The sequence below is a fragment of the Saccharopolyspora rosea genome (genome assembly GCF_025643595.1).
Classification (GTDB): domain Bacteria; phylum Actinomycetota; class Actinomycetes; order Mycobacteriales; family Pseudonocardiaceae; genus Saccharopolyspora; species Saccharopolyspora rosea.
In genome coordinates, this window is the sequence record NZ_CP102826.1 from 3418265 (window position 1) to 3439921 (window position 21657).

19 protein-coding genes are annotated in these 21657 nt (G+C 72.4%); 9 read left to right on the forward strand and 10 right to left on the reverse strand.

The annotated features are described in order from the left end of the window. Positions 1–11 precede the first annotated feature (11 nt). Both NV263_RS15915 and NV263_RS15920 read right to left on the reverse strand, forming a co-directional pair. Positions 12–950, reverse strand: a complete 939-nt coding sequence (locus NV263_RS15915) for a PDR/VanB family oxidoreductase (protein ID WP_263247059.1) — start codon at positions 948–950, stop codon at positions 12–14. Positions 951–1237: 287 nt separating this feature from the next. Then, entirely contained in the window at positions 1238–1759 is a 522-nt protein-coding gene (locus NV263_RS15920; RefSeq protein WP_263247060.1) for a cupin domain-containing protein, read from the reverse strand. Between the two features lie 233 nt (positions 1760–1992). Between NV263_RS15920 and NV263_RS15925 the strand changes: the two genes are divergently transcribed. Then, complete coding sequence (locus tag NV263_RS15925; protein ID WP_263247061.1) at positions 1993–3477, forward strand: aldehyde dehydrogenase; 1485 nt, start codon at positions 1993–1995, stop codon at positions 3475–3477. Positions 3478–3481: 4 nt separating this feature from the next. On the opposite strand, the gene NV263_RS15930 is transcribed toward NV263_RS15925, so the two are convergent. The 4 genes from NV263_RS15930 to NV263_RS15945 all read right to left on the reverse strand — a co-directional run bounded on the left by NV263_RS15930 (position 3482) and on the right by NV263_RS15945 (position 7260). Then, positions 3482–4009: a MarR family winged helix-turn-helix transcriptional regulator gene (locus NV263_RS15930; protein WP_263247062.1), complete on the reverse strand. Its 528-nt coding sequence runs from the start codon at positions 4007–4009 to the stop codon at positions 3482–3484. Between the two features lie 267 nt (positions 4010–4276). Beyond that, positions 4277–5380: an MBL fold metallo-hydrolase gene (locus tag NV263_RS15935; RefSeq protein WP_263247063.1), complete on the reverse strand. Its 1104-nt coding sequence runs from the start codon at positions 5378–5380 to the stop codon at positions 4277–4279. Between the two features lie 134 nt (positions 5381–5514). Then, the gene (locus tag NV263_RS15940; RefSeq protein WP_263247064.1) at positions 5515–6441 is read right to left on the reverse strand and encodes a hypothetical protein; all 927 of its coding nucleotides are present in this window, start codon (positions 6439–6441) and stop codon (positions 5515–5517) included. 228 nt (positions 6442–6669) lie between these two features. Further along, on the reverse strand, positions 6670–7260 hold the full coding sequence (locus NV263_RS15945; protein WP_263247065.1) for a hypothetical protein: 591 nt from the start codon (positions 7258–7260) through the stop codon (positions 6670–6672). Positions 7261–7382: 122 nt separating this feature from the next. On the opposite strand from NV263_RS15945, the gene ligD reads away from it, so the two are divergent. Next, positions 7383–8945 (forward strand): non-homologous end-joining DNA ligase, encoded by a 1563-nt coding sequence (gene ligD / locus NV263_RS15950; protein ID WP_263247066.1) that lies wholly within the window; start codon positions 7383–7385, stop codon positions 8943–8945. Between the two features lie 87 nt (positions 8946–9032). Next, positions 9033–9698 carry an antibiotic biosynthesis monooxygenase gene (locus NV263_RS15955; RefSeq protein WP_263247067.1) on the forward strand — a complete coding sequence of 222 codons (666 nt, stop codon included), beginning with the start codon at positions 9033–9035 and terminating at the stop codon, positions 9696–9698. Positions 9699–9800: 102 nt separating this feature from the next. On the opposite strand, the gene NV263_RS15960 is transcribed toward NV263_RS15955, so the two are convergent. Both NV263_RS15960 and NV263_RS15965 read right to left on the reverse strand, forming a co-directional pair. Then, on the reverse strand, positions 9801–10727 hold the full coding sequence (locus NV263_RS15960; protein ID WP_263247068.1) for a carbohydrate kinase family protein: 927 nt from the start codon (positions 10725–10727) through the stop codon (positions 9801–9803). A 13-nt stretch (positions 10728–10740) separates the two neighbouring features. Next, positions 10741–11781, reverse strand: a complete 1041-nt coding sequence (locus tag NV263_RS15965) for a LacI family DNA-binding transcriptional regulator (protein WP_263247069.1) — start codon at positions 11779–11781, stop codon at positions 10741–10743. A gap of 91 nt (positions 11782–11872) precedes the next feature. Between NV263_RS15965 and NV263_RS15970 the strand changes: the two genes are divergently transcribed. From NV263_RS15970 to NV263_RS15985, 4 genes are all read left to right on the forward strand, one after another. Then, a complete protein-coding gene (locus NV263_RS15970) occupies positions 11873–12880 on the forward strand; it encodes a zinc-dependent alcohol dehydrogenase family protein (protein WP_263247070.1) in 1008 nt (335 codons plus the stop codon). Positions 12881–12907: 27 nt separating this feature from the next. Continuing rightward, positions 12908–14308: a sugar porter family MFS transporter gene (locus NV263_RS15975; RefSeq protein ID WP_263247071.1), complete on the forward strand. Its 1401-nt coding sequence runs from the start codon at positions 12908–12910 to the stop codon at positions 14306–14308. Positions 14309–14389: 81 nt separating this feature from the next. Next, positions 14390–15277 carry a spermidine synthase gene (locus NV263_RS15980; protein WP_263247072.1) on the forward strand — a complete coding sequence of 296 codons (888 nt, stop codon included), beginning with the start codon at positions 14390–14392 and terminating at the stop codon, positions 15275–15277. 34 nt (positions 15278–15311) lie between these two features. Beyond that, complete coding sequence (locus tag NV263_RS15985) at positions 15312–15659, forward strand: RidA family protein (RefSeq protein ID WP_263247073.1); 348 nt, start codon at positions 15312–15314, stop codon at positions 15657–15659. A 15-nt stretch (positions 15660–15674) separates the two neighbouring features. Here NV263_RS15985 and NV263_RS15990 read toward each other — a convergent pair whose 3' ends face one another. Then, positions 15675–16703, reverse strand: a complete 1029-nt coding sequence (locus tag NV263_RS15990; RefSeq protein WP_263247074.1) for a baeRF2 domain-containing protein — start codon at positions 16701–16703, stop codon at positions 15675–15677. A gap of 367 nt (positions 16704–17070) precedes the next feature. Here NV263_RS15990 and NV263_RS15995 point away from each other — a divergent pair, with 367 nt between their 5' ends. Then, positions 17071–17895, forward strand: a complete 825-nt coding sequence (locus NV263_RS15995) for a PhzF family phenazine biosynthesis protein (protein WP_263247075.1) — start codon at positions 17071–17073, stop codon at positions 17893–17895. Between the two features lie 129 nt (positions 17896–18024). Further along, positions 18025–19218 carry a low temperature requirement protein A gene (locus tag NV263_RS16000; RefSeq protein ID WP_263247076.1) on the forward strand — a complete coding sequence of 398 codons (1194 nt, stop codon included), beginning with the start codon at positions 18025–18027 and terminating at the stop codon, positions 19216–19218. Positions 19219–19282: 64 nt separating this feature from the next. Here NV263_RS16000 and NV263_RS16005 read toward each other — a convergent pair whose 3' ends face one another. After that, a complete protein-coding gene (locus NV263_RS16005) occupies positions 19283–21622 on the reverse strand; it encodes an ATP-dependent Clp protease ATP-binding subunit (protein WP_263247077.1) in 2340 nt (779 codons plus the stop codon). Positions 21623–21657 lie beyond the last annotated feature (35 nt).

Below are 21657 nucleotides of genomic sequence, written 5' to 3' on the forward strand. Positions count from 1 at the left end.
TCTCCTCGTGATCACAGGTCCAGCACCAGCTCGGCGGACCGGCAGCGGGAGACGCAGATCATCATGGTGTCCCCGGCCTCCCGCTCGGCCGGGCCGAGCACGTGGTCGCGGTGGTCGACCCGACCGCCCACGACCTTGGTCTCGCAGGTGCCGCACACGCCCTCCCGGCACGAGCTGGGCACCTCGACGCCGGCGGCGGCGAGCGCGTCGAGCACCGTGGTGCCCGGTTCCACCGGCACGCGCACCCCGGAGGACGCGCACACCACCTCGAACGATCCGTCCTCAGTGGACGCCACGGGTTCGGGGGCGCGGAACCGCTCCACGCGCAGCTCGGCGGTCTCCGGCAGCGCGGACTCCACCGCCGCGAGCAGCGGTTCAGGTCCGCAGCAGTGCACCAGCGTCCCGGGCTCCAGGGCCGCCAGCTCGGCCGCCAGCTCGGGCGGTCCGCCGTGCTCGTCGTCGGCGTGCACCCGGACCCGGTCACCGCCGAGCTCGACCAGTTCGTCCAGGAACGCCATGTTCGCGCGGGACCGTCCGCAGTAGAGCATGCGCCAGTCGGCTCCCGCGGCCGCCAGGCGCGCGGCCATCGGGCGCAGCGGGGTGACGCCGATGCCGCCGGCGACGAGGAGATGACGCGCGGCCGGTTCCAGCGGGAAGTCGTTGCGCGGCCCGTCGACCTCCACCGGCGTGCCCGCGGTGAGCCGCTCGTGCACCCACGCGCTCCCGCCGCGGGAGTTGGGCTCGCGCAGCACCGCGACCGTCCAACCCCGACGGTCATCGGGGTCGCCGCACAGCGAGTACTCGCGCACCACCCCGTTCCCCAGCCGCAGGGACAGGTGCGCTCCGGGTTCCCACCCCGGCAGGTCCGCCCCGGTGGGATCGCGGAACTCCAGCTGCACCACGCCGTCGGCCAACCAGGTCGTGCGGTGCACCCGAACCGTGCGCGTCATTCTCCTCACCCCGCAACGTCGTGGCGCTTCAGGCCTGTTTCATAAGCGGCGCCAGCCGCTTTCTCTTTCGGTGAGCGGTCTCGCAGCTTGCACCGCCGCGGGTTCTCAGCGGTCGGCTCGCGAGGACAGCCCCGACGCCGTGTATTGGGCAAACATCAGGAGGGGCTTCCGGAGCCGATGTGACTGCGGCGCGTCAGCGCCTCCGCGGGGGGCGGTGGTCGGGTGACGGGCGGGCCGCTGAGGTTCCGCCACCGGCACCGCCACGCACAGCACTTCCGAAACACTCCCTATCCCCGCGTGATGCCGTGCATCGGGGACGTGGCCGGATAGGTGGGCAACTGCGGCTTCTGCGCGCCGATGATCACGCAGAACAGCGCGTCGGAGTCGCCGATGGTGCGCAGGCTGCGCGGCACCCCGGCGGGCACCCGGATCAGGTCCCGGTAGCCGAGCTCCCGGGTCGCGGTCTTGGTGCCGTCCTCGACGTCGTGGACCGTGACCTCCAGCCGCCCCTCCAGGACGTAGAAGACCTCCTCCACGTCGTGGTGGGTGTGCTCGGGGCCGACGGCGCCGGCCGGGAGCCGCATGTTGGAGAACGTGAAGTGCTCCGAGGGCAGGATCCGGTTGTCCGTCTCGTGGTCGCCGGTCGCGCCGGAGCCGATGTAGCGGATCTGCGCCCGGCGGAACTCGTCGCCGGCCTTGGTCTGGAACGCCAGCGTGTCCCAGTCCTCGTGCCGGCTTTCCCGCGAGGCGATGCAGGAGTCGATGAGCTGCTCCAGGTGGGCGTGCGTACCGGTGTCCGCGGCGGTCATGGGCCACCTCCAACAACAGGGGGATTTTGCTTAGAAGTAAGCGAACAAGCGGTGAGCAGTATTACCCGCACCCTGTGACCGGGACAACCCCTCGTTGCCGTCTTCACCGAAAAAGTTCTTGTTTTCCCAGGTGAACGAACGGTCGCCGCGCCTCCGGAAATCGTCCCTACCGCAGCGCTTTGCTTAGCGTTAAGTTATCTACCCGATCGCAGACGGCTGGTGGAGGTGCCCGGATGACAGGTGTGGACGTTCTCGACCGGATCCCGGTGGGCGGTGCCGTCCGCCGGGGCACCGGCGAGGCGCTGACGTGCGTGGACCCGGCCACCGGGGAGGTGATCGCGGAACTGACCGCCGCCTCGCCCGGCGACGTCGACGAGGCGGCCCGGGCCGGGGCGGCGGCCGCCGACGAGCCCGGCTGGCGGGACCTGCTGCCCCACCAGCGCGCCCGCCTGCTGCACCGGATCGGCGACCTGGTGGAGCGCGACGCCGACGAACTGGCCCTGCTGCAGACCCGCAACACCGGCAAGACGCTCGCCGAGACCCGCGCCCTGGCCGCCAGCGCCGCCGGGACGTTCCGCTTCTACGCCGCCGCGCTGGAGACCACCGAAACCCCGCTGACCCCGCAACGCGGCCCCTACCTGACGATGAGCGTGCACGAGCCGATCGGCGTGGTCGGCGCGATCACCCCGTGGAACTCCCCCATCGCCAGCGACGCGCAGAAGGTCGCACCAGCGCTGGCGGCCGGCAACGCCGTGCTGCTCAAACCCGCCGAGGCCACCCCGCTGGTGTCGTTGGCGCTGGCCCGGCTGGTCGCCGAGGCCGGCGTGCCGCCCGCGCTGCTGTCCGTGCTGCCCGGCCGCGGCTCGGTGGTCGGCGAGGCGATCGTGCGCCACCCCGCCGTCGGCCGGGTCGCCTTCACCGGCGGCACCACCACCGGACGCGCCATCGGCCACCTCGCCGCCGCCAAGATCATGCCGGTGACCAGCGAACTCGGCGGCAAGTCGCCGACGATCGTGTTCGCCGACGCCGACCGCGACCAGGCGGTGGCCGGGGTGCTGTACGGGATCTTCTCCTCAAGCGGCCAGAGCTGCGTGGCGGGCTCGCGCATCTTCGTGCAGGCCGAGATCTACGACGAGTTCGTCGACCGGCTGGTCGCCGCGACCCGGCGGCTGCGGGTCGGCCCCGGCACCGACCCGGACACCCGGGTGGCGCCGCTGGTCACCTTCGCCCACCGGGACCGGGTCGCCGCGCTGGTCGACCGCGCCCGCGAGGAGGGCGCGCGGGTGCTGTGCGGCGGGCAGGTCCCCGCCGACGAACGGCTCGCCGCAGGCGCGTACTACCTGCCGACCCTGCTGGACGGCCTGCCCAACCACGCGCGGACCTGCCAGGAGGAGATCTTCGGCCCGGTCGGCGTGGTCCTGCCGTTCCGCGACGAGGACGACCTCGTTTCGCAGGCCAACGACACCGACTACGGGCTGGCGTGCGGCATCTGGACGACCGACTACCGTCGCGCCTGGCGGGTCGCCCGCCGCGTGGCGGCCGGGACCGTGTGGATCAACACCTACAAGCAGCTCAGCATCTCCACCCCGTTCAGCGGGATGAAGAACAGCGGGCTGGGCACCGACAAGGGCCGCGCCGGAATCCTCCAGTACACCCGGCAGAAGAGCATCTACCTCGGCCTGGACGAGGCACCCCTGCCGTGGGCCGGCATCGGCTGACGCGTCATTGCTGTTCGGCAGCGGCGTGGTCCAGGGAGGCTTCCAGCCTGCTCAGCAGGTCGGCGAGCCGTTCCCGTTCGGTGGCGGTCAGGCCGCGCAGCATCCGGTTCTCGTTCGCGAAGTGCGCCTGGCTGACCCGGTCGACGAACGCGAGCCCCTCCTCGGTCAGCTGCACGTGCACCACGCGGCGGTCCTCGGCGTCGCGTTCCCGCCGGACCAGTCCGGCCTCGGCCAGCTTGTCGACCCGCTGCGTGATGCCGCCGGTGGTGACCAGCGCGGCGTCGGCCAGCTCCCCGGCGGTGCGCCGGAACGGCGGACCGGCGCGGCGCAGCGACGCGAGGATGGTGAACCCCGCCATGGTCAGGTCGAACGAGCCGAACACCCGAACCAGCTGGTCGTGGTAGCGGGAGAAGGCGCGGTGCAGTCGGCCGAACACCGCCATCCCGGACGCGTCCAGGTCCGGGCACTCCCGCTCCCACTCGGCGATCATGAAATCGACCGCGTCCGGCCGCGACCGGCTGCGTCGTGCCACGCCGCTCTCCCCTCTGCCCCCGGGAAAACCCTGCTCCCAGCACCTGTTCGGCGAACCCGCCCGGAAGCGGTTGAGCGGCGTCGGCCGCTCGCTGCACCCTCGCGGCCGACACCGCCGCGGGTGCTCGGCGCCCGCCTCGCGAGGACAGCCCCGACGTGGTGCAGGGCTCGGGGCTGACGGCCGCTGAGGTTCCGCCACCGGCACCGCCACGCACAACGAGTTCGAGCTAAGAATAGCAACGCTAAGCTAATCTCCCTGGCGGCAGGGTCACAGCGGGAAGCGCTGGAGGTCGGCGGCGACGGTGACCGGCCCCCGGTAGGTCGACCCGACCGCCGCCCGCCACCGGTCGTCCGGGACATCGCCCGGCGAGATGTGGCTGAGCACGACGTGCCGGGCGCCCGCCGCGGTGGCGATCTGGCCGACCTCCTCGGGGAAGGTGTGGGACAGGCGCCAGTAGTCCGGATTCGGGTTGCGGCCCGGCGGGATCGCCTTGACGTACACCGACTCGTGCACGAGCACGTCGCAGCCCGCGGCGAGCCGCGCGACGTTGTCGTGCTTGCGGGTGTCCCCGGAGAACACCACGGACCTGCCGCCGGCGAGGTCGAAGCGGTAAGCGAACGACGGGAACACGTCGTAGTGCGGCACGAGCACCGCCGAGACCCGGACCTCGTCGTCCTCCCACACCGGGAACGGGTCCATGTCCGGCGCGGTGTTGCGGAAGGACGCGCCCACCTCCGGCAGCGCGATCTCGTGCACGTCCGCCAGGTCCTGGGGTGCGGGCGCGCGTGAGCTGCGCTGGAAGATGTTGGCGCTGTAGGCGTACGCCTCGGCGCACCGCCTGGTCAGCTCGGCGATGCCGGGTGTCGGGTCGCCGTCGCCGACCGTCTCCGCCGGGCCGTGCCAGAACGCGTCGGGCAGCCCGCCCGCCGGCCCGGGACCGCAGACCCGGACCTTCCGGTCGTGCCGGATCCCGGAGCCGCCGATCAGGAAGTAGTTGAAGTAGTCGGCGACGTGGTCGGCGTGCAGGTGGGTGACGAACATCGCCGCCAGCGAGTCCAGCGCCAGACCGGCCCGGGAGAACTGGTGCAGCGACCCCAGTCCGCAGTCCACCAGGTACGTCCTGCCGCGCACGTGCAGCGCCGAGGAGATCCCGGTGCGGTTCGCCGTCGACACCGGCCCGGCCAGGGTGCCCAGGGTGATCAGCTCGGCGTCCGCACCGGACGGCGCCGAGGCGGCCAGGGCCCGGCCGCCGGAGACGTCGAGGCCACCGGCCAACGCCGCCGCGGCGAGCCCGCCCCGCAGCGCGAACCGGCGGGACACCGCGCCGCACGCGGTCCCTCCGGCAGGACGGTCGTCGTGGTGATCGCACATTCGCATCCGCTCCTGTTCGCATCGTCGCCGCGACGATGCGCCCGGAAGTTCGGCGGAAGCTGACAGCGACCTGACAAACGGCTGTGGACCTGCTGCGGGACAACGGTTTTCGACGCGATGTCCGGTTCGTCGCCTCACTCGTAGAGCACGTAGTCCGGGGACGGCTGCAACCGGTTGACCTCGGCGGGGTCCATCAGCGGGCCGCTGCGGGTGTCCTCCTCGAAGAACAGCTTGAAACCCGCGGCCACGTGCGGGGGTTTGGTCCGCATCAACCGGTTCCAGGTGTCCACCTTCATCGCGGGCGTGCCGATGCCGTCGACCGATTTGACCATCGCGAGCTCGGGGTGCGGGGCGAGCTGCTGCTCGTCGTCGACGATGCGGGACGCCAGATGGTGGTAGACGAACGGCTTCTGCGGCAGGCCGTGGTCGCGCACGATTCCCGCGACGTGGCCGGCGACCTGGTCCAGTTCGGCGCCCGTGGTGTGGCCGAACGTCCGGCCGGGCACCTGGCCCGGGCCCACCGACCACTCCGGGTCGAGCGCGAGCCCCACGTCCGGTTCGGACAGCCAGCGGTCGTAGTGCCGCACCTCGTCGAGGAAATCGGCGCGTCCCGGCTGGATGCCCAGCAGCAGCACGGCACCGGACCGGCGCGCGGCGTCCAGGTACCGGCCGATCGCGTCGTCGGACGACCGGATCCGGTACTGGCCGTCGGGTCCGGGTGAGGCGGTGGCGCGCGTGGCGATCAGCTCGAAAGCGGGCAGCGGTCGACGGTCGTCCCGGTAACTCCCGGAGACCTCGCGCAACCGGCCCGCGGCCTGGTCCAGGTCGCCGGTCAACGGCCCCAGGGCGGTCGTGCCGGGAGCACCGGAGAAACCGACCAGCCGGCGCCCCGGCAACAGGGTCGTGCCGCCGCCGGGCAGCTGCGGGACCACGTGCTCCGGCGGCGCGGGCCGGTTCTGCGGAGACACCGGGGCGGGCGCGGACTCGCCCGGACCGCCGCAGGCGCTCACCCCCACTCCGCAGGCCAGCAGGGCAGCCGTGATCATCCTCGTCGCCGTCACGCCGCGCGTTCCCCCTTCCTCGTCGGCAGGGCCCCACACGATCACGGCGGTCCGAGGCCCCGCAAGCCGACGCGGTCCGGCAGGCTCCCGACGGCATCCCGAAAAGCGTTGCGGGACAACCAGTTCGGCATTACACCCGGCCGCGGCGTGAGTGTTCGCACTGTTCCGCCGACGGCACCGGTGCGCACTCCGAGTGCCAGCGCGACCGCGCGGCGTGATCGCCGGGGATCAGCGTCGCCGCTGCCGGGGTGCGTATCCGAGCCGACGGGAATGCTCGTGGGTGGCCTGGATCCACCGCACGACCGCGGGGCGCGACATCAGGACCAGCAGCGCGACGACGACGACCAGCATCACGGTCCACGCCGCGAACGTGAGCGGACCGTCGCTGCCGTCGGTCCACCCGCGCGCGGACCGGACCATCGCCACGCCGACGATCACCGCGGTCATCCAGGTCGCCATCGCCAGCTGCGCGGTGTTGGGGAACCTGCGGTGCAGCAGTCCGGCCAGCCCGATCCCGTACAGCGCGGCCATCCCGGCGACGATGCAGGCCAGCAGCACGACCGCGATGACCGACAGCGCGCCCGTCGCGCCACCGACTCCCGTGACCAGGACGTGGAGCGCCAGGCCGAACAGCGCCAGCGCGACGACCCCGCCGAGCGCGGCGGCCACCAGGACGGCCGCGGGCCGCGGCGGCGGCTGGTCCCCGGTCACCCCCGACTGCCGGATCTGCTGCGTGGGCGGTTCCTGCGGCTGCGGGACGTACTGCCCGGGAGCCGGCCACTGCGGATTCCGGTCGCCGTGCCACTGCGGTGGGGTCATCGTCGCTCCTGGTCGAGTTCTGGCCGCGGCGCAGGATCGTAACCGACGCCCCGCCCGGGCGAGCCCGGTTCGGCGGAGATCAGCGGTGTGGTCATCGCCCCCACACCGGGTACTCCGGGGCGGTGGACCGCGAACGCCTGGCCGAGTACCGCGCCAAGCGGGACTTCAGCCGGACGGCCGAGCCGCCCGGCGGGTCCGCGCTGCCCAGCGGTGAGCACCGGTTCGTGGTGCAGCGCCACCGCGCCCGGCGCCGGCACTACGACCTGCGGCTGGAGATCGACGGCGCGCTGGCGAGCTGGGCGGTGCCCCGGGGACCGACGCTGGACCCCGCAGCCCGGCGGCTGGCCGTGCACGTCGAGGACCACCCGCTCGAATACGTCGATTTCGAAGGGGTCATCCCGGCCGGGGAGTACGGGGGCGGCGACGTCATCGTGTGGGACCGGGGCCGCTGGGAACCCGTCGACACCGACGACCCGGCCGAGGCGCTGCGGGCCGGGACGTTGCACTTCGACCTGCACGGCGAGAAGCTCGCCGGGCGGTTCGTCCTGGTCCGGCGGGGCGGTGCCGGCGCGCAGTGGCTCCTGCTGCACAAGGACGACGAGCACGCCCGACCCGGGTGGGACGCCGAGGACCACCCCCGCTCGGTCCGCAGCGGCCGCACCAACGAGGAGGTCGCCGCCGCGCCGCGGGCCGTGTGGCACGCCGAGCTGCCCGCCGCCCGCGCCGAGGTCCCGGTGTGGAGCCCGCCGACCGAGGCCGAACTCGCCGCGCTCGACGAACTCGGCCGGCGGGGCACCTGGCACGTCGACGGGCGCGGCGTCGCGCTGACCAACCTGGACAAGGTGCTGTTCCCGCCCCGCGGCGACGAACCGGCGGTGACCAAGCGGGACCTCGTCCGCTACCACGCGCTCATCGCCCCGGTCCTGCTGCCGTACCTGGCCGAGCGCCCGGTCAACACCCACCGGTTCCCCGACGGCGTCGACCGGCCGGGCTTCTGGCACAAGGAGGTCCCCGACCACGCGCCGAAGTGGCTGCGCCGGTGGCGCTACGACCGCCTCGACGACGGCCCCCGTCGCTACCTGGTGCCCGACAGCGTGGCGTCCCTGGTGTGGCTGGCCAACTTCGGGGCGCTGGAACTGCACCCGTGGACCTCCCGGATCGATGACGTCGACCACCCGACGTGGGCGCTGTTCGACATCGACCCGGGTCCGGAGACGTCGTTCGAGGACGTGCTGGTGCTGGCCCGGCTGCACCGCACCGCGCTGGAGCACCTGGGCGTGGCCGGGCGGCCGAAGGTCTCCGGGCAGCGCGGGGTGCAGATCTGGGTGCCGGTCGAACCCCGCTACACCTTCGAGGAGACCCGGCGCTGGGTCGAGGCGGTCTCCCGGGCCATCGGCGGCGTCGTGCCCGAGCTGGTCAGCTGGAAGTGGAGCAAGGTCGAGCGGCGCGGCCTGGCGCGCCTCGACTACACCCAGAACGTGCTCAACAAGACGCTGGTCGCCCCGTACAGCGCCCGCCCCGCGCCCGGGGCCCCGGTGTCGGTCCCGCTGGAATGGGACGAACTCGACGACCCGCGGCTGGCTCCGGACCGCTGGACGGTCCGCACCGTCCTGGACCGGCTGGCCGGAGTCGGCGACCCGCTGGCCGCACTGCGGGACGTCCCGCAACGGCTGCCGCCGCCGTGACTCCACTGTGGACCTGTTGACCTCGACCCCGCTCGAAGTACCACGATCGCAACCGGCCCGATTGCCGACACCGCGAGGAGGGCGACCATGCTCGCCGACGACTTTCCCGACATGACCCGCACCGACGCGCGCACGGCCCTGGTCCAGACCTGGCACCTGCCCACGGCCGACCACCTGCGGGCCGCGGTGACCGCCCTCGCCGACGCCTGGCGGGAGGGGCCGTGGCCGACCCCGGACCTGCTGGCCTACACCGCGTTCACCGGCACCCGCGAGCACACGCTGCTCACCTACTCGCAGTGGTCGACACCGCGCGCCGGGAACCCCGGGGACGAGTCCGAGATCTCGGCGCACGGCGGACTGCGCACCACGTCGACGTCCTGCCGCTTCTACCGCCACCAGCCGGGAACGGGATCCGGTTCGCGGGAGCACGTGCCCTTCGTCGTCATCCAGCTCGCCGGTCCCGACCCGGAGCGGCAGCGGGACTGGGTGGACGCCGTGCTGCACGCGCACGAAACCGACCCGGCACCGGCCGCCGGACTGGGCGGGATCTACTTCCACCTCAGCGACGACGGCACGCGGATCCTGCACTTCAGCGAGTGGAGCGGCGAGCAGGCCCACAGCGACGCGCTCGCCCGCCCCGGGTGGGGCGTCGGCTCGGCGACGCCGGAGTGGGAGCTGCTGCGCGACTATCCCGGTTTCGAGGCGCTCAGCTTCACCCCGCTGCGACGCGAGTTCCACGTCACGCGCCCGTGAGAGCCCGTCCTCGCACTCGATGCCGGTCTTTGAACCTGCTCCGGGAACAGGCGCCGGGCTGTCCCGACTGCGGAAGCCCCTCCTGACGTGTGCCCGGACCGGTCAGGCCAGTTCGGCGGCCCAGGGCGGCTCGGCTCCCGGGCGGGAGCAGGTCACGGCCGCCGCGCGGGCGGCGAAGGACAGCGCCGCCGCCCAGTCCGGCGGTTCCGCGGCGTGCAGCGACGCGCGGTCCAGCAGGCCGTGGACGTCGAGCCAGTGCAGCAGCGCGGCCTGCGCGGTGTCGCCCGCGCCGATCGTGTCGACCACGGCCGACTCGGCGCGGGGGACCTCGGCGACGGTGCCGTCGCGGGTCACCGCGGCCAGCCCGTCGGCGCCGCGGGTGAGCACCACCGCGGCCGGACCGCGCTTGGCCCAGCGCTGCACCGCGGGCATCGGGTCGTCCTCGGCCGCGAGCCAGCAGGCGTCCTCGGCGGAGACCTTGAGCAGGTCCACGTCGGCCAGCCACTCGTCGAACCGGGCGCGGTAGGCGTCGGGGTCCTCGATCAGGTCGGCGCGGATGTTCGGGTCCAGCGCGACCACGCGGCCGCGCGCCGACTCGCGGCGCAGCACCGCCTCGTAGGCGGAGGCGCCGGGTTCCAGCACCAGCGACAGCGTGCCGAGGGCGACCGCGCGGACGTGGTCCGGCAGCGGGCCCGGGTCACCGATGAGGCGGTCGGCGGTGCCGTCCACGTGGAAGACGTACCGCGCCGAGCCGTCCGGCCCGGTGGTCGCCAGCGCCGTCGTCGTGGGCTCGGTCCCCCGCCGCAGCAGGGACGTGTCCACATCGGACTTCTCCAGGCGGTCCACGAGCGCCTGTCCGAAGTGGTCGGTGGAGATGCGCGTCAGCATCGACACCGCGCTTCCCAGGCGTCCCAGGGCGACCGCGACGTTGTACGGACCGCCGCCCAGCCTCGGCACCAGCGGCGCCAGCTCGGGCGCGGGACGTTCCGGCACCAGGTCGACCAGCGCCTCGCCTCCGACGACGATCACGCGTTTCCTCCCATCACTCGGGGCAGCCGCAGGAGTCCCGGTGCACGAACCGCGTCGGCAGGCGTTGCACCACCCGAGCGCGGCCGGGGTCCTCGATGCGGTCCAGCAGCAGTTGCACGGCGCGCGCGCCGATCTCGCGGCTCGGCTGCGCGATCGCGGTCAGCCGCGGCGCGAACAGGTCGGCCCACGGGAAGTCGTCGAAGGCGACCAGCGCCACGTCGTCGGGCACCCGGCGGCCGTGGTCGCGCAGTCCGCGCATCGCGCCGATGGTCATCGCGTTGTTGGCGGCGATGACCGCGGTCGGCGGCTCCGGCAGGGCCAGCAGTTCGCCGACCGCCCGCCGCGCGCCTTCGGCCGCCGATCCGCCGTCCGCGCACAGCTGGGCGCCGATGTCGTTGCGCCGCAAGCCTTCCCGGTACCCGGCGAGCCGTTCCTCGGTGGTGCTCAGCCCGCGCAGGCCGGCGACGAAGCCGATCGCGCGGTGCCCGAGCCCGGCGAGGTGGTCGACGAGCCGGGCGGTCGACTCGACGTTCTCCGCGGCCACCTGGTCGTGGTCGTCACCGACGACCCGGTCGGCGAAGACCGCGGGCACGGCGTGGTCGGCCAGGTAGCGCAGGGCGCGGTCCGGGCTCGCCGAGGGGGCGAGCACGAGGCCGTCGACGCGCCGCTGGTGCAGGCTGGTGACGACGGTGAACTCGTGGTCCGGCTCGTCGCGGGGGTCGGCGAGCAGCAGCGTGTAGCCGCGGCGCACCGCCTCCTCCTCGACCCCCTGCAGGATCTCGGTGAAGTACGGGTTGCTGATCGCCGAGATCGCCACGCCGATCGACCGGGTCCGCGCGGTGACCAGCGAGCGGGCCAGCGTGTTGTGGATGTAACCGCAGCGTTCGATGGCGTCCAGCACGGCCGCCCGGGTCTGCTCGCGCACCGGCCGCGTCTCGTTGAGCACGTGCGAGACGGTCGCCACCGACACGCCCGCCGCCCGTGCGACGTCGACCATCGTGACCACGTTGTCCGCTCCCCTGCTGCCGTGGATCGTGGTCGCTGAAACTAGCACAGTTAAACGCTTGCGTAAGCGTTTACGCCTCGTTACTTTGCTGCACGACATCCGACCGACGCGGGCGGGAGCCCGGCAGGGAGCGTGTGCGGTGCGTGCTGTGCTGATCGAGGGCCCGGGGCGGGCCGCGGTGACCGAGGTGCCCGACCCGCGGCCCGAGGCCGGCGAGGTGCTGGTGCGGGTGGCGGCCTGCGGCCTGTGCGGCACGGACGTGCACCTGCTGGACGGCGAGCTGAGCCCGGCGCCGTTCCCGCTGATGCCGGGCCACGAGTTCGCCGGTGAGATCGTCGAGACGGGGCCCGGGGTGGACGACCTCGCGGTGGGCGACCGGGTCGCGGTCGACCCGAACCTGCCGTGCGGCCGGTGCCGCTGGTGCCGGGCCGGCCGCGGCAACATCTGCCAGGTGTGGGACGCGATCGGGATCAGCCGTCCCGGAGCCGCCGCCGAGCTGGTCGCGGTGCCCGCCCGGACCTGCCACGTGCTGCCGCCGCAGGTCTCCGACCGCGCCGCGGCGATGGTCGAACCGCTGTCCTGCGCCGTGCACGGCGCCAGCAGGCTGCCCCGGCGGACGGGCGACCACTACCTGATCTACGGCGCGGGGACCATGGGGCTGCTGATGGCCGCGGTGGTGCGCCGCTCCGGCGCCGCCTCGGTGTCGATGGTCGACATCAACCCGGCGCGACTGGGTTTCGCCCGCTCCTTCGCCGCCGACCACGCCGTCGAGCGCGCCGACGAGCTGGACGAACCCGACGGGTTCGACGTGGTCGTCGACGCGACCGGCGCGATCCCGGCGATCGAGGACGGCCTCGGCCGGGTCCGCAAGGGCGGCACGTTCCTCCAGTTCGGCGTCGCCGACCCGGCCGCCACCGCGCGGTTCTCGCCGTACCGCGTCTACCACCAGGAGATCGACATCCTCGGCTCGATGGCCGTGCACCACGGCTTCGCCCCGGCGATCGAACTCGTCGCTTCCGGCTCGGTGGACGTCGAACGGCTGGTCAGCGACACGCTGCCGCTGGAGTCCTACCCCGAAGCCGTCGAGCACTTCCGCACCGGCTCGGGCCGCAAGATCCACCTCGCCCCGGGCCTCGGGGCGGCCTGAAAGAACACCTGACGCGAAAGGACGGCAATGGAGCCAAGTCCGGTCCGGCGGTCGCGGGCGCGCAATGCCCTGATCTGGGTTTTCGGCGCTCTCGGCGGCATCCTGTGGGGCTACGACACCGGGGTCATCTCGGGCGCGATGCTGTTCATCAAGCAGGACATCGCGCTCTCCCCGCTGCAACAGGGCCTGGTCGTCAGCGGCCTGCTGGTCGGCGCGATGGCCGGCGCCGGGGCGTCCGGCCGGTTGTCCGACCTGTGGGGGCGGCGACGGCTGATCCTGGCCGCCGCCGCGGTGTTCACCGCCGGGACCGCGGCGGCGATGCTGGCGACCACCGCGTGGACGCTGGTCGGCGGCCGCTTCGTGATCGGCATCGGGGTCGGCGTGGCGTCCGTGGTGGTGCCGCTCTACCTCACCGAGCTGGCGCCCAAGCACGTGCGCGGCGGGCTGACCTCGCTGATGCAGCTGCTGGTGACGGTCGGGATCTTCGTGGCCTACCTGACCGACTTCGCGCTGTCGGACACCGGAGCCTGGCGGTGGATGCTGGGCATCGGCGCGGTGCCCGCGGTGCTGCTCGGCGTGGGCATCGTCTTCCAGCCGGAGAGCCCGCGGTGGCTGGTCCGGCGCGGGCGGACCGAGCAGGCGCGCGCGGTGCTGCGGCGGCTGCGCGGCGACCGCCCGGCGGAGATCGACGCCGAACTGGACGAGATCCGCGAGGCCGACCGCGCCCAGGCCCTCCAGCACGCGGTGGGCGTGCGCGAGCTGTTCACCCGGCGGTTGCGCCCGGTGCTGCTGCTGGGCGTGGGACTGGTGTTCTTCCAGAACTTCATCGGGATCAACACGATCATCTACTACGCCCCCACCCTGCTGACCGACATCGGGTTCGGCACCTCCGGGGCGATCCTGGCCAATGTCGGCATCGGGCTGGTCAACATGCTCATGACGTTGCCCGCGCTGCGGCTGATCGACCGGGTGGGGCGCAAGTCGCTGCTGGCGGTCGGCAGCGTCGGGATGCTCGTGTCCATGCTGGCGCTGGGGATCGCCGACGTCACCGGCCTGTCCTACGGTCCGCTGCTGGTGGCGGTGACGCTGGGCAGCATCGTCGTCTACATCGCCTCGTTCGCGGTGTCCTGGGGCCCGGTGCAGTGGGTGATGCTGCCGGAGCTGTTCCCGCTGCGGATGCGCGGTTCTGCGGTCGGGATCTGCCTGGTGCTGAACTGGTTGTTCAACATGCTGGTCGCGCTGGTCTTCCCGGTGCTGCTGGACGTCTGCGGTCCCGGCCCGATGTTCCTGTTCTTCGCCCTGATGGCGGTGCTGTCCTCCTGGTTCGTCCGCAGTGGACTCATCGAGACCAAGGGCAGGAGCCTGGAGGAGATCGAGCGCGAGGTGCTCGGGGAGTCCACTTCGGTCCGGCACGCCGAGCCGGTCTGAGCACTCCCGGTCACGGCCCGCAGCGGCGCGGCTACTATCTTCGGCCCTGGTGTTGTCTCCTCACAGCCGGAGGGTGGTCGAATGAATCCCGAACGGTGGCTGCGCGAGCCCGTCCGCGACGACGTCGTCGACCTGTGGCCGCTGCACGAGGTCGTGCACGAGGAGCGGACACCGTTCCAGGACGTGCTGGTGGCGCGGACGCCGCTGGGCACCACCCTGTTCTGCGACCAGAACCCGCAGAGCGCCGAGCTGGGCCAGCTGGCCTTCCACGAGGCGGAGCTGGTCCCGGCGCTGGCGCTGGCCGGGGAACGGCGGCGCGTGCTGGTGATCGGTTGCAGCGAGGGCGTGGTTCCGCAGATCGCCGCGCGGGCCGGGGTCGAGGTGGTCGACCACGTCGACATCGATCCGGACTGCGTGCGGATCTGCGCCGAGCACCTGCCGTACGGCTTCGACGCCGACGAGGTGCGCCGGGCCGAGGCGGGCGACGGTCCGATCCGGCTGCACTACGACGACGGCGCCCGCTTCGTGCGCGACTCGGCGGGCACCGACCGGCGTTACGACGTGATCGTGCTGGACCTTCCCGAGGAGGACGAGGACAGCCCGCACAGCGCGCTGTACCAGCGGGAGTTCCTCACCCGGTGCCGCGACCTGCTGGCTCCCGGCGGGGTGGTGAGCACGCACGTCAGCCGCCCGCACCTGAGCCTGCCCGCGGCGGACTCGGTGGCCAGCTTCCGGCGCCCGTGGCAGGCGTTCGGCGAGGTGTTCGCCACCCGCGCCTACTTCCGCTCCGACGAGCAGCCGTGGGCGGCGATCATGCTCGGCCGCGCCGACGCGGTCGCGGATCCGGTGGAGTTGATGACCGAGCAGCTCGACGCGCTCGCCTACCGCCCCCGCACCATCGACGCCCGCACGCTGCGCCGGGCGGCCGGCCTGCCCCGGGCGTTGCGCGAGCCGGTTCCGACCGCCTGAGTACTGTCGCGCCGGGCCGTGGTTGGCTTGGTCCGTGACGACCTACAGCGACACGCGCATCGGCACCGGTCCCTTCCTGTTCGTCTCGGGCCAGACGCCGTCCGAGGCCGACGGCACCGTCCCCGGCGACGTCGAAGGCCAGGTGCGGCTGGTGCTGGCGAAGATCCGCGACCGGCTCGCCGAGCACGGTCGCGGCTGGGACAGCGTCGTCAAGCTCACCTACTACCTGCGCGACATCGCCGATCTGGACGTGCTGCGGGAGGTCGTCGTCGACGTGGTGCCGCAACCGCGTCCGGCGGCCACGCTGGTGGCGGTCGACGGGTTCGTCGACCCGGCCTTCGCCGTGGAGATCGACGCGGTCGCCGATCTCGGCGCCGCGTGAGGCGCCGGCCGCGCCTCACGCGGTGAGCGGGTGCCGCAGCAGCGCCCCCACGCCGTCGTCCAGCTCGCGCCGGACGACCTCGGCCGACGAGTCGGTCCGGGCGCAGGTCCGGAGCAGGAACGCCTCCCGCGAGGCGGGTGCGCCGTCCTGGAGCAGCAGGGTGTCGACCGCGCCCATCTCGGCCGCGTGCGCCACGGACTCGTCGCCCTGGACGGCGAGTTGGTGCGCCAGTCCGGACTCGAAGCGATCGGCGAGGTCGGCGGCGCGGCGTTCGCTGAGGTCCCCGGCGATGCGCAGGAGTTCGTCGGCCAGCGCCTCGTCGGACGCGCCCCGGTCGAGGCCACCCCGGTCGGTCTCGGCGACCTGCGGCGCGGACTCCGCGGGCAGTTCCCGCCGGATCGCGGTGCGCGCCTGCACCTCGCCCGCCAGCACCAGCACCTCGGGGCGGAAGCGGGCGCCGACGTCGCGCACGTGCTCGGCGACGTCCTTGGCGTTGCGCAGCACCGCCTCGTCGGCCCGGCGCTGGTTCTGCTTGTGCGACAGCGCACCGCCGCGGGGCTTGTGCACGCCTTCGACCGCGCCGCCCCGGACCTCCTCGGCGTCGACCTCCTGCGGTTCGTGCTGTTCGGCGATGACCTCCTGGCGCACGTGGGCGCCTTCCTGGTCGGCGATGACGACGAGTTCGCGGACGGCGCGGGCCTTCTCGCGCACGTAGGCGCCCAGTTCCGGCAACGTCGTCCAGTGCGCGTCGTCGCCGCTGCCGAGCGCGGCGTCCCACGGCGCGTCCAGGACCACGCCGGACTCGGTGGCCACCAGCACCCGACCGTCGGCCTGCTCCTCGCCGCTGCGTGCGGACACCAGCTCGGCGTCGAGGCGCTCCAGCACCCCGTCGCCGGCTCCGTCGGCCCGCAGCCGCTCGCGCAGTGCGTCCCACCGCAGGCGGATCTGCGCCCCGGCGTCCTCGGCGGGCGAGCGGCCTTCGAGGTAGACCGTCGCGAAGGGCCCTTCCTGGTCGTACACGCGGCGCAGTTCAGCGAGTTCCATGCCTCCTCCTCTCACGTCGCGCGCTGGCTCCACGCCTGGTACCCACGAGCACCGATCACCAAACCTCACCGCTCGAACCCCGGCGCCTCGTGCCCGACGCCGGGCTCTGGCGCGCCGGCGTCCCGCGGTGCTCCAGTGTGGACGACGGGTTCGGCGCACCATTTCCGTCCACAGAGGATGATCGTGCGACGGCACCGGCCAGAGCCTGTCTTTGATCTACATACATCAGGAGGGGCTCCCACAGCCGAGACGGCCGCTGAGGTTCCGCCACCGGCACCGCCACGCAAAACGAGTTCAAAAGACAGGCTCTTTCGCTACCGGCACCGCCACGCACAACGAGACAAAGACAGGCTCTTAGGATTCGTGCATGCGCGATTTCCAACAGGTCGACGTGTTCACCACCGTCCCCTTCGGCGGGAACCCGGTGGCGGTCGTGCTCGACGCGGACGGGTTGTCCGCCGACGAGATGCAGCGGTTCGCCCGGTGGACGAACCTGTCCGAGACGACGTTCGTGCTGCCGCCGAGCGACCCGGGCGCCGACTACCGGGTGCGGATCTTCACACCGGGCGGTGAGCTGCCGTTCGCGGGCCACCCGACGCTCGGGACGTGCCACGCGTGGCTGTCGGCCACCGACCACGCCGGTGACGTCGTGGTGCAGGAATGCGATGCCGGACTGGTGCGGGTGCGGCGGACCGAGGACGCCCTGGCCTTCGCCGCCCCGCCGCTGGTGCGCTCGGGACCGGTCGAGGAGGCGCTGGTCGAGCGGGTGGCCGCGGCGCTGGGGGTCGAGCGGGCGGCGATCGTGGACGCGCAGTGGGCCGACAACGGGCCGGGCTGGATCGCTGTGCTGCTCGCCGACGCCGACTCCGTGCTCGCGCTGCGCCCGGGTCCCGTCGGGGACCTGCGCATCGGTGTCGCCGGGCCGCACCCGCAGGGCGCACCGGTGGCCTTCGAGGTGCGGACGTTCCTGTCGTTCGACGGCGCCACCGTGGAGGACCCGGTGACCGGCAGCTTCAACGCCGGGCTCGCCGACTGGCTGCTGCGCACCGGCCGCGCCACCGCGCCGTACGTGGCGGCGCAGGGAACCGCGCTCGGACGGCAGGGACGGGTGCACGTGTCCACCGACGACACCGGCGCGGTCTGGGTCGGTGGCGGCACCATCACGTGCGTCACCGGCGGCGTCCGGCTCTGATTTCCGTCCACACTGGACCGGTATCCGGGAACCCGTCCACAACGGAGTTCTCCGGGACCCGCTCGCGCCCGGCGACCTCGGCGTTCTAGGCTGCCGCCGGAAACCGACGGGCAGGGGGAAGGTGTCGTCATGAGCGGAGAGCCGATCGGCACGGTGGTGCTGCGCCGCGTGATGCGCGCGCGGGATCCCGACGAGGCGCACCGCGTGTCCACACCGCTGGAGTTGCTGTTCGACCTGTGCTTCGTGGTGGCGGTGTCGCAGGCCGCGTCGCAGTTGCACCACGCACTGGCCGAGGGCCACATCGGGCCCGCGCTGGCGGGCTACGCCGCGGTGTTCTTCGCGATCTGGTGGGCCTGGATGAACTTCACCTGGTTCGCCTCGGCCTACGACACCGACGACGTGCCCTACCGGCTGCTGACGCTGCTGCAGATGGGCGGCGTGCTCGTGCTGGCCGCCGGGGTGCCCGCCGCCTTCGACCACGACGACTTCACCGTCGTGGTCGTCGGCTACGTCATCATGCGCGTCGCGATGATCACCCAGTGGCTGCGCGCCGCGGCCGAGCACCCGCAAGGCCGCTCCTGCACGCTGCGCTACGCCGCGGGCACCGCCGTCGTCCAGCTCGGCTGGATCGCGCGGCTGTGGGCGCCCGGCGCGTGGGCCTACGTCACCTTCCTGGTGCTGGTGGCCGCCGAGCTGGCCGTTCCGGCGTGGGCGGAGAGCACCGGACGGGCGACCTCCTGGCACCCCGGGCACATCGCGGAGCGCTACGGGTTGTTCACCATCATCGTGCTCGGCGAGGTCATCCTCGGGGCCCTCACCGGCGTGCAGACGGTGCTGGCCGACCAGGGCCTGAGCACCTCGCTGCTGCTGATCGCGATCGGCGGGCTGGTGCTGGTGTTCGGCCTGTGGTGGATCTACTTCACGGGCCCCGAGGCCGTGCTCAGCACCGTGCGCGTCGCGTTGACCTGGGGATACGCCCACTACCTGGTGTTCGCCTCGGTCGCCGCCGTCGGCGCCGGGCTGGAGGTGGCGCTCGACGCGGCGACGCACCACGCCCACCTTCCCGACCACGCCGCCGCGCTGGCGGTCGCGGTACCGGTCGCCGTGTTCCTGGTCGTGCTGGCGCCGCTGCACCGGCTCACCCGCTCCGGCGCGGTCGGCCACGGGCTGCTGGTCGCGGCCGGGGCGGCCGTGGTGCTCGCGCTCTCGTTCACCCCGGCGGTGCTCGGACTCGGCGGTGCCGTGCTGGCCATGGGCGTGGTGGTGGCCGCGACGCTGGCGGCGAACCTGGCGGTCGCCCAGCGGCGCGGCGCGCGGGCCTGACGACGAACGGCGCCGCGGGGCGTGCCCGCGGCGCCGTGCCGTCGCCTCAGCGGTGGTCGGTCGTTCACGCCAGTTCCGCCAGGGGCGTGTCGGGGACTCCGGAGGGCTTGCGTTCGCCGCGGAAGGTGAACACCGCCTTGTCGTCGGGGCCCTCACCGTCCCAACCCTCGACATCCACGATCACGATCTGACCCGGCTCGACCTCACCGAACAGGATCTTCTCCGACAACTTGTCCTCGATCTCCCGCTGGATCGTCCGCCGCAACGGCCGCGCACCCAACACCGGATCGAAGCCCCGCTTGGCCAACAACTTCTTGGCCTTCGCCGTCAACTCCAAGGACATGTCCTTGCCCTTGAGCGCCTTCTCCACCCGACCCGAGAGCAGATCCACCATCTGGATGATCTCGTCCTCGGTCAACTGGTGGAACACGATCACATCATCGATGCGGTTGAGGAACTCCGGCCGGAAATGCTTCTTCATCTCCTCGTGGACCTTGGACTTCATCCGCTCGTAGTTGGACTCAGCACCCTGACCACTGGAAAAGCCCAACCCCACGGCCTTGGAGATGTCCTGGGTCCCCAAGTTCGACGTGAAGATCAACACCGTGTTCTTGAAGTCCACCGTCCGACCCTGACCATCGGTGAGCCGACCGTCCTCCAACACCTGCAACAGCGTGTTGTAGATCTCCTGGTGAGCCTTCTCGATCTCGTCGAACAACACCACCGAGAACGGCTTGCGCCGCACCTTCTCGGTGAGCTGACCACCCTCCTCGTACCCCACGTACCCCGGAGGCGCACCGAACAGCCGCGACGCGGTGTACCGGTCGTGGAACTCACCCATGTCGATCTGCACCAACGCGTCGTCGTCCCCGAACAGGAACTCCGCCAACGCCTTGGACAACTCCGTCTTCCCCACACCCGACGGACCCGCGAAGATGAACGAACCCGACGGACGCTTCGGATCCTTCAGACCCGCACGAGTACGACGGATCGCCTGCGACACCGCCTTGACCGCATCGTCCTGACCGATGATCCGCTTGTGCAGCTCCTCCTCCATCCGGAGCAACCGCGTCGTCTCCTCCTCGGTCAACTTGAACACCGGAATACCGGTCCAGTTCGCCAACACCTCAGCGATCTGCTCATCGTCGACCTCGGCGACCACGTCCTCGCCCTCGACGGTGCGCCGGATGCGCCTGCGCGCCCCGGCCTCGTCGATCAGGTCGATCGCCTTGTCCGGCAGGTAGCGGTCGTTGATGTAGCGGTCGGCCAGGTCGGCCGCGGCCACCAGCGCGGAGTCGGTGATCGACACGCGGTGGTGCGCCTCGTAGCGGTCCCGCAGACCCTTGAGGATCTCCACCGCCTGCTCGCGGGAGGGTTCGCCGACCTGGATCGGCTGGAAGCGGCGCTCCAGCGCCGGGTCCTTCTCCACGTGCTTGCGGTACTCGTCCAGCGTGGTGGCGCCGATGGTCTGGATCTCGCCCCGCGCCAAGGCGGGTTTGAACAGGTTGGCGGCGTCGATGGCGCCCTCCGTGGCACCCGCACCGACCAGCGTGTGGATCTCGTCGATGAACAGGATGATGTCGCCGCGGGTCTTGATCTCCTTGAGCACCTTCTTCAGGCGCTCCTCGAAGTCACCGCGGTACCGGGAACCGGCGACCAGCGAGCCCAGGTCCAGCGTGTAGAGCTGCTTGTCCTCCAGCGTCTCGGGCACCTCGCCCTTGACGACCTTCTGGGCCAGCCCCTCCACGACCGCGGTCTTGCCGACACCGGCCTCGCCGATGAGCACCGGGTTGTTCTTGGTGCGCCGCGAGAGGACCTGCATGATCCGCTCGATTTCCCCCTCCCTGCCGATCACCGGGTCGAGCTCGCCCTCGCGCGCGCGGCGCGTCAGGTTCTGCCCGAACTGGTCCAGCGTGGTCGAGGTCGCGGACTCGCTGCGGGCACCGGCCGCGGCGGGTTCCTCCTCCCCGGAGGCCGAGATCATCCGCAGCACTTCCCGGCGGATGCCGTCGGCGTCCGCGCCGAGCACGTCGAGCACCCGGGTGGCGACGCCCTCGCCTTCGCGGATCAGCCCGAGCAGGACGTGCTCGGTGCCGATGTGGTCGTGGCCCAGCTGGAGCGCCTCCCGCAGCGACAGCTCCAGCACCTTCTTCGCCCGTGGGGTGAACGGGATGTTGCCCTCGGGCGTCTGCTGCCCTCGGCCGATGATCTCCTCGACCTTCCGGCGCACGCCCTCGGACCCGATCCCCAGCGACTCCAGCGCCCTGGCGGCGACACCCTCGCCCTCCTGGAGCAGGCCCAGCAGGACGTGCTCGGTGCCGATGTAGTTGTGGCCGAAACCCCTGGCCTCCTCCTGGGCCAGGACGACCACCCGCCTCGCGCGGTCGGTGAACCTCTCGAACATTCGGCCTTCCTGACCGCCTCGCGGTCCTTCGTCGT